The 15,938-nt window shown below is 65.2% G+C and carries 15 protein-coding genes; 13 read left to right on the top strand and 2 right to left on the bottom strand.

What is annotated here, in order from left to right:
- Positions 1-43: 43 nt before the first annotated feature.
- On the bottom strand, positions 44-1,483 hold the full coding sequence (locus ACIPHN_RS12130; protein ID WP_400436409.1) for a PEP-CTERM sorting domain-containing protein: 1,440 nt from the start codon (positions 1,481-1,483) through the stop codon (positions 44-46).
- A gap of 375 nt (positions 1,484-1,858) precedes the next feature.
- Positions 1,859-3,598: a tannase/feruloyl esterase family alpha/beta hydrolase gene (locus ACIPHN_RS12125; RefSeq protein ID WP_400436408.1), complete on the bottom strand. Its 1,740-nt coding sequence runs from the start codon at positions 3,596-3,598 to the stop codon at positions 1,859-1,861.
- 503 nt (positions 3,599-4,101) lie between these two features.
- Between ACIPHN_RS12125 and ACIPHN_RS12120 the strand changes: the two genes are divergently transcribed.
- From ACIPHN_RS12120 to ACIPHN_RS12060, 13 genes are all read left to right on the top strand, one after another.
- On the top strand, positions 4,102-4,884 hold the full coding sequence (locus ACIPHN_RS12120; protein WP_400436406.1) for a beta-ketoacyl synthase chain length factor: 783 nt from the start codon (positions 4,102-4,104) through the stop codon (positions 4,882-4,884).
- Complete coding sequence (locus ACIPHN_RS12115; RefSeq protein WP_400436405.1) at positions 4,877-5,653, top strand: lysophospholipid acyltransferase family protein; 777 nt, start codon at positions 4,877-4,879, stop codon at positions 5,651-5,653. The genes ACIPHN_RS12120 and ACIPHN_RS12115 overlap by 8 nt, the downstream gene beginning before the upstream one ends.
- A 3-nt stretch (positions 5,654-5,656) precedes the next feature.
- Entirely contained in the window at positions 5,657-5,914 is a 258-nt protein-coding gene (locus tag ACIPHN_RS12110; RefSeq protein ID WP_400436402.1) for a phosphopantetheine-binding protein, read from the top strand.
- Between the two features lie 77 nt (positions 5,915-5,991).
- Complete coding sequence (locus ACIPHN_RS12105) at positions 5,992-6,276, top strand: acyl carrier protein (protein WP_400436401.1); 285 nt, start codon at positions 5,992-5,994, stop codon at positions 6,274-6,276.
- A 4-nt stretch (positions 6,277-6,280) separates the two neighbouring features.
- Entirely contained in the window at positions 6,281-6,838 is a 558-nt protein-coding gene (locus tag ACIPHN_RS12100) for a hypothetical protein (RefSeq protein WP_400436400.1), read from the top strand.
- Positions 6,831-8,600 carry an AMP-binding protein gene (locus ACIPHN_RS12095; protein WP_400436399.1) on the top strand — a complete coding sequence of 590 codons (1,770 nt, stop codon included), beginning with the start codon at positions 6,831-6,833 and terminating at the stop codon, positions 8,598-8,600. The genes ACIPHN_RS12100 and ACIPHN_RS12095 overlap by 8 nt, the downstream gene beginning before the upstream one ends.
- The gene (locus ACIPHN_RS12090) at positions 8,597-9,373 is read left to right on the top strand and encodes a glycosyltransferase family 2 protein (RefSeq protein ID WP_400436398.1); all 777 of its coding nucleotides are present in this window, start codon (positions 8,597-8,599) and stop codon (positions 9,371-9,373) included. Before ACIPHN_RS12095 ends, ACIPHN_RS12090 begins: the two co-directional genes overlap by 4 nt.
- Entirely contained in the window at positions 9,370-10,332 is a 963-nt protein-coding gene (locus ACIPHN_RS12085; protein WP_400436396.1) for an acyltransferase, read from the top strand. The genes ACIPHN_RS12090 and ACIPHN_RS12085 overlap by 4 nt, the downstream gene beginning before the upstream one ends.
- Positions 10,319-11,893, top strand: a complete 1,575-nt coding sequence (gene hutH / locus ACIPHN_RS12080) for a histidine ammonia-lyase (protein ID WP_400436395.1) — start codon at positions 10,319-10,321, stop codon at positions 11,891-11,893. The genes ACIPHN_RS12085 and hutH overlap by 14 nt, the downstream gene beginning before the upstream one ends.
- Positions 11,886-12,350: an acyl-CoA thioesterase gene (locus tag ACIPHN_RS12075; protein WP_400436394.1), complete on the top strand. Its 465-nt coding sequence runs from the start codon at positions 11,886-11,888 to the stop codon at positions 12,348-12,350. The genes hutH and ACIPHN_RS12075 overlap by 8 nt, the downstream gene beginning before the upstream one ends.
- On the top strand, positions 12,347-12,967 hold the full coding sequence (locus tag ACIPHN_RS12070) for an outer membrane lipoprotein carrier protein LolA (protein ID WP_400436393.1): 621 nt from the start codon (positions 12,347-12,349) through the stop codon (positions 12,965-12,967). Before ACIPHN_RS12075 ends, ACIPHN_RS12070 begins: the two co-directional genes overlap by 4 nt.
- Positions 12,960-15,365 carry an MMPL family transporter gene (locus tag ACIPHN_RS12065; RefSeq protein ID WP_400436391.1) on the top strand — a complete coding sequence of 802 codons (2,406 nt, stop codon included), beginning with the start codon at positions 12,960-12,962 and terminating at the stop codon, positions 15,363-15,365. The genes ACIPHN_RS12070 and ACIPHN_RS12065 overlap by 8 nt, the downstream gene beginning before the upstream one ends.
- Entirely contained in the window at positions 15,362-15,925 is a 564-nt protein-coding gene (locus ACIPHN_RS12060) for a DUF3261 domain-containing protein (protein WP_400436389.1), read from the top strand. The genes ACIPHN_RS12065 and ACIPHN_RS12060 overlap by 4 nt, the downstream gene beginning before the upstream one ends.
- Positions 15,926-15,938 lie beyond the last annotated feature (13 nt).

Here is a 15,938-nt window from a genome sequence, read left to right as displayed (position 1 = left end):
GCCCGGCATGCCGGGCGTCTTTGACTGCAACAGCGGTATCAGCTCAAGCACGCTTGCGACGCACCGCCACCAGGCTTGCGAAGGCGGCAAAGAACAGCGCCAGCGAACCCGGCTCCGGCACATCGGAGGTCGGCGCAAACGAGACGCCCTTGAAGTTGGAATCCGCCGGTGCGGTCGCCAGCTTGACGAAGGCTTCGCCGGACTGGAGGGTGGTGGCGCCCAGGATATCGGTCAGGCCGAACAGGTAGGTCGGATCGAGATCGCCGACGGTGTAGTTGATGGCGAAGATCTGTTCCTGCTCCACGCCGTCGACCATCACCGTCTGGCCGGTCAGGGAAAGCAGGCCGGTGGTGCCGGCCGATGCCTTGTTGCTCACCAGGTTCAGACCGGCCGAAACCGTGTAGTCAAGCTGCCATGCGCCATTGACCAGGCTCCACTTCTGCAGGCCGCCGTCGCCGAGGCTGCTGGTGGCCGAGGTCTGCTTGGACGTTCCGCTGTCGGCCACATACATCGTGGTGGCATTGGCGAAGAAGAAGGCCTCCGGGCTGAGGTTGATCTGCTGGCCAGGGGCATTGATGCCATTGGTCGTGGCCGCCGTGATGCTCACCTTGCCGGTACCGCCCGAATTGCCGAAGCCCGCCAATTGCGCAGGACCATTGCCGTTGTTGGCCTGGCCGGTCGGCATGCCATTGCCCAGCGTACCGATGTAGGAACGATTGGTGGCGCCGCTCTTGCTGTCGGACGACACGTAGAGCTGGCCGTTGTAGCCAGTCACGAAGCGGGTGTCCTGGGAGGCGCCGGCGCCGGCATCGTTGCCGGTCACCGAGGTGGCGGTGTTGCTGCCCACCTGTGCCACGAAGACGCCGCTGGTATTGTCGCCCTTGGTACCCTGGCCCGATACATAGATGTTCTTGCCGTCAGGGGTATAGGCGCTGCGCGGATTGTTACCGCTGAAGACGCCATAGAGGGCGGTGGACGAATTCACCGAACCATTCGAATCGATCAGGGCGACCACGCGCGGCACTGCCGTGTAGGACTGTCCCTGCACGCTGCCCGACTGCGCCAGCGCGGTGTTGGTCGAATCGGGGCTGTACTTGCCCGGATTGGCATTGAAGGTTGCGGCGTTGATGCCGTAGCCCATGATGGTCAGGTACTTGCCATTGCCGGACAGTTGCAGCGAACCTTCCGAGCTCGAACCGTACTCGCTGGAGACGGCGTAGTTGCTGCCCGAATTGCTCTGCGGGAGTACCAGGCTGTTGACGTAGCTGGCGGCGGAGGTGCCACTGAGCTTGTACTGGAACAGGGACAGCGGCGCCGCCTGGTTGTCGCCATACGGGCCGGAAGTGGCGCCAACGACACCATTGCCTTCAACGCTGACCACCAGGTTGCCGGGGACGAAGAAGGAGTCCGCGAAAGCCGTCGGTGCGGCCAGCATCAGCACGGCGGCGGCCGCAATGGCGTGCAGGCGAACGTGCTTCGGCACGTCTTTATTCAGGGGCGAATTCTGGAAGGAACGGTTGCGATGACTCAAAGTTTTCAAGGAATGTCTCCGGCAAGGTGTTAAGGAAAAACCCCGCCAGAGCAACTTATATGCCACGCACTTTAAAACAGCAAAAAACCTTTTAAAATCTGCAACTTAGGTTTTATGTAATATGCCTGTAATATTAGAAAAATGGGTAATGTAAATTTTTCCGACGCAAAAGATTTACATGTCATTTTTTTGAAATATTTAAATATCCAGGCGACTTCACAGCGCTGCCGGATCCGCATCGCGAGCCCTGTCCGGGCGCGGGCATAACATGAAAATCCTGCGGTGACCGAGGCAGGCCACCGCAGGACTCAAGCTGTTTCCCCAGCCTTACCGGGTCACACAGACAAAATTTCCGGCGTCATTGATCTCGCCACTTCCCTTGTATTTCGGCCAGGCGGGATACACGCACAAGGGCCTGCTGCGTCCGGGTACGGCGACCGTATCCACCACCACCTGGTCCACCGGTGCCTGTTGCTGTTCGACCCAGTTTTCCAGCGTGGTGAGCGAGTCCCAGGCGGCATTGAAGGCCGTGCCGAAGACGTGGCCGTATCCGGGGATCTCGTAGTAGCGCACGAAGCTCTCCACCTTGGCGGGCCCCATCGCCGCACGCAAGCGGCCCAGGTACTGGCGCGTGGCCTGGGTACTCACCAGTGCATCGGCGGTGCCGTGGGCGATGAGGATCTTGCCGCCCCTGTCGCGGAAGGCCGAGAGATCCACCTGGTTGGTGTCCTGCAACGCATTGAGCTGCAGGATGCGCGCCTGGTAGGCGCCCGGTTGCTGCGGGTCCAGCGCCAGCGGGTTGAAGCTGGCATCGCGGGTGACGAAATAGCGCACCCACTGGTCCCAGAAGGTACTGTGATACGGCGGGCTGGCCTGGGCGCTCACACCGGGCATGGGGTTGGCGGGTTGTGCCGTACCCAGCCCCAGGGTCAGGATGACGGCCTGCATGGCATTGCTGCCTCCCGTGCCCCAGTTGGTCCCCCAGGTATTGAAGCCGGGATAGTTGGTCTCGCCGCTGGCCAGTACATAGGGCAACACCAGGGGCGAGCTGAAGACCTTGAAGGTGGCGATCTGCGCATCCGAAAGACAGCTGTCGCCGGTATCGGCACCGCCAGGGCAACGCAGCGCCGTGCCGTTGAGCATGGCGGTGGCGGGATCGAAGCTGGCATTGCAGGCGTCGACATTGCTGATGACGCCATCGACGACGCCATCGAGCTTGTCGCAAGCGGCCATGGCGGCGTCATAGAGCTGCTTGCGCTTGGCCGGGTTGGCATAGGCGCCGGGCTGCGCCATGGCGCGCGTCATGCGACCGAATTGCAGGTCCAGCGCCACCGCGTTCCAGGCTGGATAGAGCGAAATCACGCCATCGAAATCGGCCGGCCAGTTGCTGGCCACGACCAGGCCTTCGCGGCCACCGGTGGAACCGCCGGCAAAATAGGTCTTCTGTGGCCGGGCGGCATAGTGGGCGGTGAGGATGGCCAGCGCCGCATCGCGGGTCTTCTTGAGCGCGTCGCCGGAAAAATTGCGCAAGGCCTCGTCATTGGCGCCGAAGGAACCATCGCGCGAGGTGGTGGCATTGGCCTGGTGCCCCGAATCGCTGGCGAAGGTGGCGTAGCCGCGTCCCAGCGGACCGGGCAGCGTGGCCGGGCCGGCCGGCACATTGGCGGCAACGTCCGGGATGGTGCCGTCGTAGCCGCCACCGCCAAACATCAGGGCTTTCCTGTTCCATTGCGTGGGCAGGTCAAGCTGGAAGCGGATCGATGGCGCCTTGGGGTCGACCGGCGCAATCTCGGCGCTCACCTTGCAGTAGGCACCGACCGCCTTGGCCCCCTCGCCATTGGCAGCGACTGCCTCGGTAGCCGTCACGCGGGCGCCACCGGTAGGCAGGCCGATGGCACTGGCCGGGATGCGCATGTCCTGCAACTGGGCGCAGGCGAGCGGTGCCGCGCCCACTGGGGGATCGTTCTCCCGGGTCGGGCTGGTGCTGCAGGCCGCCAGCAGCGTGAGCAGGAACAATGACGTGGCGAATCGGGGGGGATGACGCGGTGTGGCGGGGGTCCCTGGCATGGCTATCTCCTTGTTGTCTGAACGCTTTCTGTCTGAAACGTCTGGTGCGCGATCTGGGGGATCGAACGGGGACACTATACGTCACCCGCCAGGCGCATACCGGCGGCGCCCTTTTTTTGCTTCCTGCGTCAATTATCGGCCTCTGATAAGCTCGCGTTCTCGCGAAACAAGAATCCATTGTCAGGATTCCATCATTCAAAGGGCGTGCAGAATCGCTATTGAAACGTAGTACCGAGACAACGAGCGGTGGGCAAATCGGCAGCGATAGCCCTATGGGGCGCTACTTCCCCTGAAAAATCGCGTTTGTTTCGTGAGGTTTTGTCGTACCATTATCCCCGGTTACAAAATGTAACTATTTCATAACCGGACTTGATCTGCACATTAAAAAAAGAGCAGATTGTCAATTTCTCCGAGAGGACCCTCGCACCTGGCGAAATCCACCGGATAAAGGGGGAGTCCGGTCAATAACACTACCAAGGCAAGCCGGGAAGTTTTTCGACCATATGTTTTTTGGGGATGTCAGCTTTTCTGTTGTTTCACATGCAGCGTGGGTTCCCGGTATCGAGTCCCCGCAGGCCTGGCAACAATGGATCGACGGCGATGCAGAGGCGACCGGTTCTGGTGAACCGGCCGTCAAGAGCATGCCGCCCATGCTGCGCAGACGCGCCAGCGCGGTCGGGAAGCTGGCGCTGGAAACCGCCTACGCCGCGATCTCCGGCGAACACGCGCCTGACGTGGCTGTCGACGACATCCCGACCGTCTTCGCGTCCCGCCACGGTGAATGCGCACGCTCGGTCGAACTCCTGCAATCCCTGGCCGCGGCCACGCCGCTCTCGCCTGCCGCGTTCAGCCTGTCCGTCCACAATGCCAATGCCGGCCTGTTTTCGATTGCCCGGGGCATGCGTGGCAACAGCATGGCCATCTCGGCCGGCCAGAGCACGGTCGAACACGCCGTCATCGAAGCCTGCGGCCTGCTGGCCGATGGCGCCCCTTACGTATTGCTGGTGGTGGCCGATGCGTCCCTGCCGGAACTTTATGCGCCCTATTCCGACTGCCGCGAGCATGCCTGCGGCTGGTCGTGGCTGATGCAGGCGGCCGACGAGCACACCTCCCGGCCCTGCCTCTCCCTGCAATGGGATGATGAAACAACTCCGTCGGCGCCTGCCGTCGCCGTCGACCAGCCGGCAGGCGCTGCCGCCGTGCTGCGCTTCTTCCTCGACAGCCGATGCAATGCCATGGTCCGTCACGCCGATGGCCGCCGCTGGCACTGGATGCGTCATGCCTGAACAGCTCATCAAGCGCATCAACCGATACTGGCGCGTGGTCGCCACGGGCCTGTCCTTTGCCGTATTCGGCCTGGGCGGCCTGGTGCTGCGCCTGGTGGTCTTCCCGGTTCTGGACCTGGTCGTGCGCGATCCCCGGCGACGCGTGCTGACGGCTCGCCGCATCATCCGCCTGGCGTTCCGGGGCTTCGTGGAACTGATGCGCGTGCTGGGCGTGATCCGCTATGACATCACCGGGCTGGAACGACTGGACCGGCAAGGCCTGCTGATCCTCGCCAACCACCCGACCCTGATCGATACGGTGCTGCTGATGGCCTTCGTGCGTCATGCCGACTGTATCGTCAAGAATGCGCTGTGGCGCAATCCATTCACGCGCGGCCCCATCCGCGCCGCCGGCTACATCAGCAACGAGCAGGGCCCGGATCTGATCGAGGACTGCATCGCGTCCATCCGTAGCGGCGGCAACCTGATCATCTTCCCCGAAGGCACGCGCACGCCGCGCGATGGCAGCATCAGCTTCAAGCGCGGTGCCGCCAACGTCGCCGTCAGGGGAGAATGCCCGATCACGCCGGTGCGCATCGCCTGCACGCCGGCAACGCTTGGCAAGGGCGGGAAATGGTGGGATGTCCCTGACACGGTGGCGCATTACCGCCTCCATATCGGCCCGGACATCCGTATCGGCGCCGACGTCCCGCAATGTGCAGACAATCCCACGCTGGCGGCGCGACAACTGACGACTTACCTGCAACAGTACTTCATGAAAGAACACTAGGCGATGCAAGCGCTGGAACAAGAAATCAAGGAACTCATCATCGATGCGCTCGAGCTGGAAGACCTCACCCCGGCCGATATCGACAGTGCCGCGCCGCTCTTTGGCGACGGCCTGGGGCTGGACTCGATCGACGCCCTCGAACTGGGCGTGAGCCTGCAGAAACGCTATGGCATCAAGCTCTCGGCCAACTCCGAAGAGACCCGCCGGCATTTCGCCTCGGTGCAGGCCCTGGCCGCACTGGTGGCCAGCCACCGCTCATAGCGCCACGGCAGTCCCCCCTCAAACGCAAGGCCCGGACCTATCGGAATCACACTGCAATAAAAAAAGAGAAGCACATCATGAACACTTTGCCCCCCGCCATGAACAAGGACGATATCTACGCCTGGATCGTCGATATGCTGCATGAGATGTTCGAGCTGGACAAGGACAAGATCACGCCGCAGTCCAACCTCTACACGGACCTGGACATCGACAGCATCGATGCCGTGGACATCGTGGTCAAGCTCAACCAGAGCACCGGCAAGCGCATCCAGCCCGATGTGTTCCGTACCGTCCGCACGGTGCAGGACGTGGTCGACGTGCTGGCCACGCTGCTCAATGCCGGCGCGGACGCGACCGCCTGAACGCATGAAACGTCCCGCACTGCCCAGTGTCATTGGCGCATTGCTGATCCTGCTCTACCCCTTGCTGATCTGGTTCGCCCACGGCAGGGTAGAGCCGCGCATGCTGGCGCTGCTGCTGGTGGCCATCGCCGCTGCGCGCCTGCTGACCACGCACATGGATCGCAAGTTGCGCTGGATGGGCCTGGCCGCGCTGGCGCTGGCCATGCCTGCCCTGTACTGGAATGCGCTGTTGCCGCTCAAGCTCTATCCGGTCGCCATCAGCGCCGGCATGCTGGCGCTGTTCGGCTACAGCCTGGTCAAACCGCCCTCGATGATAGAACGCATGGCCCGCCTGACCGATCCGGCTCTGCCCGCCTATGCGATCGCCTATACCCGCCGCGTCACCCAGGTATGGTGCGTCTTCTTCGCCCTCAACGGCAGCATCGCACTGGCAACGGCACTCTGGGCCTCGCAGGCAGTCTGGTCGCTGTACACCGGCGTGCTCTCCTATATCGCGATGGGTGTGCTGTTCGGCGCCGAATACATGGTCCGCCTCCACGTGCGGCGCCGGCATCATGCGTGAGCCGTGCGGCGCGGCGCCGCTGGACCTGCTGCAACTCCCCTTCCAGGATTTCCCGGCCGACCATGTGATCGGCTGGCGCGATGACGTACCTGTCACGCTACGACACTTCCGCGCCGATATCCTGCGCTGGAAATCCAGGCTCCTGTCTATCCCTGGTCAGAGATTCGCGCTGTTCCACCAGGACACGCTGCATTTTGCCTCGGCCCTGTTCGGCGCCTGGCTGGCCGGCAAGACGGTCTACCTGCCCAGCGATACCCTGCCCGCGACCTGCCATCAGTTGCAGACGGAGGTCGAGGGTTTCCTTGGACAGTTCGACCCGGCATGGCATGCGCTGCAAGCCGATCCGCATTCGCCGGCAGAAGACGACGGCGACACCTGGCCCGCCTTGTCTGGCGATTTTCCGGGCCTGGTGGTCTATACCTCCGGCAGCACCGGGCAGGCCCAGGCCATCCCCAAGAAGCTGGCGCAGATGGCCAACGAGGTGGCAACCCTGGATGCGCTCTTCGGCGCCGGCATCGGGATGGCCGACATCGTCGCCACCGTCTCGCACCAGCATATCTATGGCTTGCTCTTCAAGGTGCTCTGGCCGATTTCCTCGGGACGCGCCGTGCATGCACAGAGCGCCTTCTTCCCCGAGGATCTGCAGCGCATCGTGCCGCAGCGTCCCTGGGTATTGCTGTCCAGCCCGGCACACCTGAAACGCTTGCCCGAACAGGCCACGCGCTCCGATACCCGGCACTTGCGAGCGATCTTCTCCTCCGGTGGCCCCTTGCTGGCGCCTTCGGCACAGCAGGTGGCGCAGATGTGCGGCCATCGTCCGCTGGAAATCTATGGCAGCTCCGAGACCGGTGGCATCGCTTGGCGCCAGCCCGATGCCGATCCGGCGCAACGCCGCGAGCACTGGCAGGCCATGCCCGGCATCGCACTGCGCGTGGACGAGGATGGCCAGCTCGAAGTACGTTCGCCACATTTGCCCGACCAGCAATGGTTTGCCATGGCCGACCGGGCAGAACTGGAGGCCGATGGCTTCGTGCTGCGCGGACGGGCCGACCGCATCGTCAAGCTGGAAGAAAAACGCATCTCCCTCACACGCATCGAAGAACTGCTGGTCGCCAGCCCCCTGGTGGCCGATGCCCGGGTGCTCGTCCACGAGGGCAGGCGGGCACGCCAGTACATTGCCGCCTTCGTGGTGCCAAGCCAGGTGGGCTGGGACCTGCTGCGCGGTCAAGGCAAGCTGGCGCTCAATGGCGCCCTGCGTGCCCTCCTGGCCGGCGCCATCGAAGGCATCGCCCTGCCGCGCCTCTGGCGCTACCTGGACACGATGCCCGTGAACCCGCAAGGCAAGGTCACCCAGAGCGCCCTGCTTGCGCTGCTGGATAGCCCCGCAGCATCTGGCACGCCGGCCCGGCCGCCGGCCCCGACCATGCCGGTCGTGAGCCCCTTGCAGGTCTCCGGGCAGCATGTGCAACTGGCCCTGCAGGTACCTCCGGACCTGCTCTACTTCAACGGTCACTTCCCCGGCTCCCCTATCCTGCCCGGCGTCGTGCAGACCGACTGGGCGCTGGCCCTGGGGCGCCGCTATTTCGCGCTGCCGCCACGTTTCCTGGGCGTGAGCGCACTCAAGTTCCAGCGCGTCATCACGCCCGGCATGACGGTAACGCTGGACCTGCAATACGATGCCGACAAGGCCACGCTGGCCTTCCGCCTTCATTCCGAAGGCGGGCAGCACGCCAGCGGACGCTTCCTGCTGGGGCCACCATGACGACCCACCTGCCCCCGCACAAGACCGTGGTCGTGATCCCGGTCTACGACCACGAACAGGCCATCGGTGCGGTAGTCGAGGCGGTGCTGCGCCAGGGTTTCCCCTGCGTGCTGGTCGATGACGGCAGCAGCGCGTCCTGCGCGCGCGTGCTGCAGGACCTCGCCGCCGCCCATACCGACCGCGTCACCATGCTGGTACACGCCGTCAACCAGGGCAAGGGCTGTGCCGTGATGACCGGGATGCGTCACGCCGCCGCGAGCGGCTACAGCCATGCCCTGCAGATCGACGCCGACGGCCAGCACGACTGCGATGACATCCCACGCTTTGTCGCCGCTTCGCAAGAGGCGCCGCTGGCAGTCATCAACGGCCGGCCCATCTATGACGAGAGCGTCCCCAAGGGTCGCCTCTATGCGCGCTACCTGACCCACGTGTGGGTATGGATCAATACCCTGTCGCTGGACATCAGCGACTCCATGTGCGGATTCCGCCTCTATCCGCTGGCACCGACCGTGCAGCTCATGCGCAGCGCCCACATCGGTCGCCGCATGGACTTCGATACCGAGATCCTGGTACGGCTTTACTGGCGCGGCCTGCAGGTCCACAACCTGCCCACGCGCGTACATTATCCGACCGATGGCGTCTCGCATTTCAGGGTCTGGCTGGACAACGTCCTGATCTCGCGCATGCATGCGCGCCTGTTCGCCGGCATGCTCTTGCGCGCGCCGCTGTTGCTGGCGCGCCGCCTGGCCCGCCTGGCAGGAGCAAGCCGATGAGCACGGCTGGGCGCTCGCGCCACTGGGCGCAGATCAACGAGGTCAGTTTCGTGGCCGGCATGCGCCTGCTCTTCGGCGTCTATCGTCTCTTTGGCAGGCTGCCGTTCCGTCTAATGCTCTATCCGGTGCTGTGCTGGTATATCGCCGCCAATGCCCGCGCCCGTCGTGCCTCGCGCGACTATCTGGAACAGGTCGCCAGTCATCGTCCATCGCTGCGGCTGGTCACCGGCCTGCCCGGGGTCATGCGCCATTTCGCCGCCTTCGGCGAAAGCCTGCTGGACAAGATGCTGCTCTGGGGGGGACTGTTCCCCACCGGCCAGGTCGTCCTGTCGGGCCAGGAGCACATCAGCCAGGCCATCGCACGTGGACAGGGCGGCCTGATCATCTGCACCCATCTCGGCAACCTCGAATTGTGTCGCGTGATCGGTCGACAGCATCCGGCGCTCAAGCTGACCGTGCTGGTCCATACCCGCCATGCCCAGGCCTTCAACAACCTGCTGGCCCAGCTCGATCCTGGCAGCCAGCTCAACCTGATGCAGGTCACCGACATGTCCCCGGCCATGGCCATGGTGCTGGCCGACAAGGTCGCGCAGGGCGAGTTCGTGGTCATCGCCGGCGACCGCGTGCCGGTGTCGCCACAGCCGCGCGTGGCGCGGGCGGCTTTCATGGGGCGCATCGCGCCCTTCCCGGTCGGCCCCTATGTATTGGCAGCGCTGCTGCAATGCCCGGTGTACCTGATGTTCTCGCAGCGCACCGGCGATGGCGCGAGGCTGAGCTTCGAGCTGTTCCGCGAACGCATCGCGCTGCCGCGCAAACAACGTACACCTTGCCTGGACCAGCTGGCGACCGACTATGCCGCGCGCCTGGAGGAACACTGCCTGCAGGCGCCGTTCCAATGGTTCAATTTCTATGATTTCTGGGCGGACTCCGCCATCGACGAACAACATGCCCCACACTGACTCCCCTATTCCAGCCACTGCCATCACCTTCGGCGCGGCGCCGCTGAGCATCGAGGACGTGGTCGCGCTGGCCCAGCGCAAGCGCAGCGCCGGCCTCAATGAAGAGACCGCCTTCCGCGCACGCATCAGCCGTGGCGCCGACTTCCTCGACCGCCTGCTGCGCGAGGATGGCACCATCTATGGCGTCACCACGGGCTATGGCGACTCCTGCACCGTCACGGTCCCCAGCGAACTGGTGGCCGAGCTGCCGCACCACCTCTACACCTATCACGGCTGCGGCCTGGGCGCCCTGTTTACGCCCGAGCAGACGCGCGCCATCCTGGCCGCGCGCCTGAACTCGCTCTGCCAGGGCTTCTCCGGGGTGAGCGTCGGACTGCTGGAACAGATCACCGCCCTGCTGCAACGTGACCTGTTGCCGCTGATTCCCTGCGAAGGCTCGGTCGGCGCCAGCGGCGATCTCACACCGCTGTCCTACCTGGCCGCCGCCCTCTGCGGTGAGCGCGAGGTCTGGCGCGATGGCCAGGCGCTGCCCGCCGCCCAGGCCCTGGCCGAGGCCGGCCTGCAGCCCTTGCGCCTGCGTCCCAAGGAAGGCCTGGCCATCATGAATGGCACGGCCGTCATGACCGCCCTGGCCTGCCTGGCCTTCGATCGCGCCCGCTACCTGTGCCGCCTGGCGACGCGCATCACCGCCATGAGCAGTTTCACCCTGGACGGCAATGCCCACCACTTCGACGCCACCCTGTTCTCGGCCAAGCCCCATCCCGGACAGCAGCAGATTGCCGCCTGGTTGCGCAGCGACCTGCCCGCCGGCCAGCCGCACCGCAACGAAAAACGCCTGCAGGACCGCTACTCGGTGCGCTGCGCGCCGCATGTCATCGGCGTACTCAACGACGCGCTGCCATCGCTGCGCCAGTTCATCGAAAACGAACTCAACAGCGCCAACGACAATCCGCTGATCGATCCCGATGGCGAACGCGTGCTGCACGGCGGCCATTTCTATGGCGGCCACATCGCCTTCGCCATGGACAGCATGAAGACCGCCGTGGCCAACATCGCCGACCTGCTCGATCGCCAGATGGCCTTGATGGTGGACCAGCGCTACAACAACGGCCTACCGGCCAACCTGTCCGGCGCCAGCGGCCCGCGTGCGGCCATCAACCATGGCCTCAAGGCCCTGCAGATCAGCGCCTCTGCCTGGACGGCCGAAGCCCTCAAGCTGACCATGCCGGCCTCGGTGTTCTCGCGTTCCACCGAATGCCACAACCAGGACAAGGTCAGCATGGGGACCATCGCCGCCCGCGACTGCCTGCGGGTGCTGGAGCTGACCGAGCAGGTCGCCGCCGCCCTGCTCATCACGGTGCGCCAGGGCGTATGGCTGCGCTCGCGCAGGCAACAGGCCGGCGACACGCCCCTCTCCGACCTGCCGGGTGGCCGCCTGGCCGCCATGCAGGAGGCGCTGACGCGCCAGATCGCCGTGGTCGATGAAGACCGCATGCTGGAGCCCGACCTGCGTCTGCTGCTGCAAGGCATCCGCCACCAGACCTGGACGCTCTATGAATAAGCCGCTGCTGCCCGAGGGCAAGCTCACGCTGGCCAACTCGCCCTGGCGCGCCGAGGTCGAATTGCAGATCCAGTTCTACGACCTCGATCCGATGGAGATCGTCTGGCACGGACGCTATGTGGAATACATGGAGACCGCGCGCTGCGCCCTGCTCGACAAGATCGGCTACAACTATCCGGCCATGAAGGAGTCCGGCTATGGCTGGCCGGTGATCGACCTGCGCCTGCGCTACGCCGCCCCGGCCCGCTTCGGGCAGCGTATCAAGGTGGCCGCGGCCATCGTCGAATGGGAAAACCGCCTCTGCATCGACTACCTGATCAGCGATGCCGCCAGCGGTACCCGGCTCACGCGCGCCGCCACCGTCCAGGTGGCGGTGCAGATGTCCAACCACGAGATGTGCTTTGTATCGCCCCCGGTACTGTGGCACAAGCTCGGACTGACTCCTCCTGCACCATGATCTCCAAGCGTCCTTTCATTGCCACGTTGCTGCTGGCGGCCTGCACCCTCTCCAGTGCCGCGTATGGCGCGGCACCGGTGGCGCAGATCCAGGCGACGCTGGCCAAGCCGGCCGTGATGTGCGGTCGATTCGACCAGACCAAGCAACTGAACGGCATCAAGAAGCCGCTGCAATCGCAGGGCCGTTTTTGCGTCGTCAAGGGTCGCGGGATCCTGTGGCAGACACTGCAGCCCTTCCCCAATACCTTGCGCATCACCCGCGACAGCATCGTACAGATGCAGGATGGTCGCGTGGCCATGAAGCTCGACGCCCAGCAGGAACCGGTGGTCAAGATGATCAACAACGTCCTGTTTTCGTTGCTGGCGGGCGACCTGAGCCAGCTCGACAGCCTGTTCGAACTGGATGGCACGCTGCGCGATGGTCATTGGCAAGTCGCGCTCAAGGCGCGCCAGCCGGCGCTGGCCAAGGCGATCGGTGACATCGGCCTGAATGGCTCGGCCTATGTGGAGAAGGTACTCATGAAGGAAGCCGGCGGCGACCGTACCGAGATCAGCTTCTCCGCCATCAAGACCGGCGATGCCGCGCTCACGCCGGAAGAAGGAGCCCTGTTTGACTAGCCGCCGCCCTACCCTGCAAGGCTGGCTGGCGGCTGCCTGGCTGCTGGTGGTCCTGCTGCTGGCCGGCCACAACGCCTGGCACTGGCTGGTGCAGCGCGCCAGCCCCGATACCGACATCCTGGCCCTGCTGCCCTCGGCGCGCAATGACGTCGTGCTGCAACGGGCATTCACGCATATGGTCGATTCCGCCCAGCAGAAAGTGGTGGTGCTGGTCGGCGACCGTGACTGGGAACGCGCCCGTCAAGGCGCCGACGCCTATCTGGCCAGCCTGGCGCCGCATGCGGCCTGGCTGGCACCGATGGCAGGCGACACCACGCAGATGCAGGCGCAATGGCTCGATGTCTTCGGCGGCAGCCGGGCGCTGCTGCTCACCGATGCCCAGCGCGCGCAGCTGGCCTCGGCCACGCCGCAACAATGGAGCCAGCAGGCACTGGCCGGCCTCTATGGCAGCTTCGGCGGCCCCAAGCTGGGCTCGTGGCAGGACGACCCCTTCGGCCTGTTCTCCGGCTGGGTACAGGAACGCGCCCGCGAGACCCCGGTGCGACCGCGCGATGGTCGCCTGTTCGTGGAGCGCGATGGCGTGTCCTATGTCTTGCTGCTGCTGGAGTTGAAATCCCCGGCCTTTTCGATGCAGACGCAGCGCCAGGTCGTACCCCTGCTGGCGCAGGCGCGACAAGACGCGCTGGGCCATGCCGGCCAGGTGCTGACCGGCGGCGTGGTACTGCATGCGGCCGCTGCCAGCGAACAGGCCAGCAGTGAGAGCGCCGCCATCGGCGCCGGCTCGCTGGCAGGCATCCTGCTGTTGATGTGGCTCAGTTTCCGCTCGCTCAAACCCATTCTCTATATCGCCAGCTCGATTGCCGTCGGTTGCCTGGGGGCCTTGTCGGTGAGCACGCTGCTGTTCGGGCAGATCCACCTGCTGACCCTGGTGTTCGGCGCCAGCCTGATCGGAATCGCCCAGGACTACGGCATCTACTTCCTCTGCGCGCGCCTGGCTGCCCCTGCCACGCTGGACTCCCCACGCCTGCTGCGCCGGCTCCTGCCCTCGCTGCTGCTGATGCTGCTGGCCGCCGCGGCAGGCTACCTGGGCATGGCCGCCACGCCTTTCCCGGGGCTGCAGCAGATGGCGGTCTTTTCGGTGCTGGGACTGGTGTTTGCATGGATCACCGTGGCGTGCTGGTTCCCGCAGCTGGTACGCGCCGACACACTGCGCACCACCGGCATGGCCCGGCGTTTCGGCGCCGGCATCGCGCACTGGCCGGACCTGCTGGGCGGCCATGCCTGGCACCTGGTGCTGCCGGCTGCCGTGGCGGTGCTCGGACTGGCCATCACCGGCCTGACCCGCCTGCAGGTCAGCGATGACCTGCGCGCCCTGCAAAAGAGCCCGCCGGCCTTGCTGGAAGACCAGATCCGGATCAGCAGCCTGCTCGACATGGCCGCCCCCGTCCAGTTCTACCTGGTGCGCGGCGAATCCGCCGAAGCGGTCCTGCAAAAAGAAGAAGCATTGGCCGCCAGGCTGCAGCCCCTGGTGCAGGAACATCTCATCAGTGGTACCCAGGCCGTGTCGAACTGGGTGCCGTCGCAGCGCCGCCAGCAAGACAACCTGGCCCTGCTGCGCCAGGCGCTGCTACAGGCTGGCACCGCGCCGGCCAGCGCCGTCGCCCTGACCGCGCGCGCCATCGACGAGAGTCCGCAGTGGGCGCAGGCCCTGGGACAACGCATGCTGGACCAGACCCGGGCGCTGACGCCGGAGGCATTCCTCGCCTCTGCTGCGGGCGCGTCTTCCCGCCACCTCTGGCTGGGCCAGATCGGCGCGGACCATGCCAGCATCGTCGCCCTGCGCGGCCTGCATGACTATCGCCAGCTGGACAGGTTCGCGGCGCTGGCCCGGGATATCCCCGGTGTGCAGTGGGTAGACAAGGTCGGCGAGATTTCCTCGGTGCTGCGCTATTACCGCCAATACATGGGCTGGGCGCTGCTGGGCGCCTATGTGGCGATCTTCGCGCTGCTCTCGCTGCGCTACCGCCGCCGCGCCTGGCGCGCGCTGGCGCCGCCGCTGGTGGCCAGCCTGCTCACGCTGGGCCTGTTCGGCTGGCTGGGCCAGCCGCTGCAACTGTTCCATGTGCTGGCCGCGCTGCTGGTACTGGGCCTGGGCGTGGACTACGGTATCTTCCTGCTGGAGTCGCCCGCGCACGGTCGCCCGCATGCCTGGCTGACCGTGGGCCTGTCGGCCACCAGCGCGCTGCTGTCCTTCGGCCTGCTGGCCCTCAGTGGCAGTCCGCCCCTGCATGCCTTTGGCCTGACCATGCTGTGCGGCATGTTGCTGGTATGGCTGCTGGCCCCCGTCTTCACGCATCCCGGCGCACACCACGCCGCGGCCGACAAGGATCCCGCATGAGCTATCGCACCTGGTTCGGCGCCACGCTGCTGCCGCTTTTGCTGGCCGCCTGCGCCACTGCCACGCCACCCGATATGCGCCCATCGGCGCGCCTGCAATTGCACCTGTCGCCGGCCGCGCTGGGCCAGAGCATCAGCCTGCAGCAACACCTGACGGTGGAGCGTGCCGGGCGTACCGACCAACTCGATACGGCGCTGGAAATCGATGCCGACCACCTGGACCTGGTCGGCCTGGCCTTCGGCCAGCGCGTCATGTCGCTGCACTATGACGGCCGGCAATTGCAGGTATGGCGGCACCCGATGCTGCCCAGCCAGGTGCAGGGCGAAGACGTCTTGCAGGATGTGCAGCTGACGCTCTGGCCGGCCGACGCCATCCGCCAGGCGCTTCCCGAGGGATGGGAGTTGCGTGAAAGCAATGGACAACGTACTCTTCTGTTACGCGATGAAACCATTGCCGTGATCGACTATCCCGACCACAAGGCGTGGGGTGGCAAGGTGATCCTGGAGAACCTGCGCTACCGCTACAAACTGACCATACAATCGGTCGTGACCTCCGACTGACACCGCTGCATCG

It is taken from the genome of Herbaspirillum sp. NPDC087042 (assembly GCF_044745245.1).
In the GTDB taxonomy this organism is placed as follows: Bacteria; Pseudomonadota; Gammaproteobacteria; order Burkholderiales; family Burkholderiaceae_D; genus Herbaspirillum.
The sequence above is the reverse complement of the archived record's forward strand: the minus strand, read 5'-3'. Positions and strand labels throughout refer to the sequence as shown.

Bases quoted from the DNA above. Each gene is read 5' to 3' on its own strand.
- ACIPHN_RS12110 (WP_400436402.1), top strand. From the start codon at position 5,657: ATGCAAGCGCTGGAACAAGAAATCAAGGAACTCATCATCGATGCGCTC.
- ACIPHN_RS12070 (WP_400436393.1), top strand. From the start codon at position 12,347: ATGATCTCCAAGCGTCCTTTCATTGCCACGTTGCTGCTGGCGGCCTGC.
- ACIPHN_RS12060 (WP_400436389.1), top strand. From the start codon at position 15,362: ATGAGCTATCGCACCTGGTTCGGCGCCACGCTGCTGCCGCTTTTGCTG.
- ACIPHN_RS12095 (WP_400436399.1), top strand. From the start codon at position 6,831: ATGCGTGAGCCGTGCGGCGCGGCGCCGCTGGACCTGCTGCAACTCCCC.
- ACIPHN_RS12085 (WP_400436396.1), top strand. From the start codon at position 9,370: ATGAGCACGGCTGGGCGCTCGCGCCACTGGGCGCAGATCAACGAGGTC.
- ACIPHN_RS12105 (WP_400436401.1), top strand. From the start codon at position 5,992: ATGAACACTTTGCCCCCCGCCATGAACAAGGACGATATCTACGCCTGG.
- ACIPHN_RS12090 (WP_400436398.1), top strand. From the start codon at position 8,597: ATGACGACCCACCTGCCCCCGCACAAGACCGTGGTCGTGATCCCGGTC.
- hutH (WP_400436395.1), top strand. From the start codon at position 10,319: ATGCCCCACACTGACTCCCCTATTCCAGCCACTGCCATCACCTTCGGC.
- ACIPHN_RS12120 (WP_400436406.1), top strand. From the start codon at position 4,102: ATGTTTTTTGGGGATGTCAGCTTTTCTGTTGTTTCACATGCAGCGTGG.
- ACIPHN_RS12115 (WP_400436405.1), top strand. From the start codon at position 4,877: ATGCCTGAACAGCTCATCAAGCGCATCAACCGATACTGGCGCGTGGTC.
- ACIPHN_RS12075 (WP_400436394.1), top strand. From the start codon at position 11,886: ATGAATAAGCCGCTGCTGCCCGAGGGCAAGCTCACGCTGGCCAACTCG.
- ACIPHN_RS12125 (WP_400436408.1), bottom strand. From the start codon at position 3,598: ATGCCAGGGACCCCCGCCACACCGCGTCATCCCCCCCGATTCGCCACG.
- ACIPHN_RS12100 (WP_400436400.1), top strand. From the start codon at position 6,281: ATGAAACGTCCCGCACTGCCCAGTGTCATTGGCGCATTGCTGATCCTG.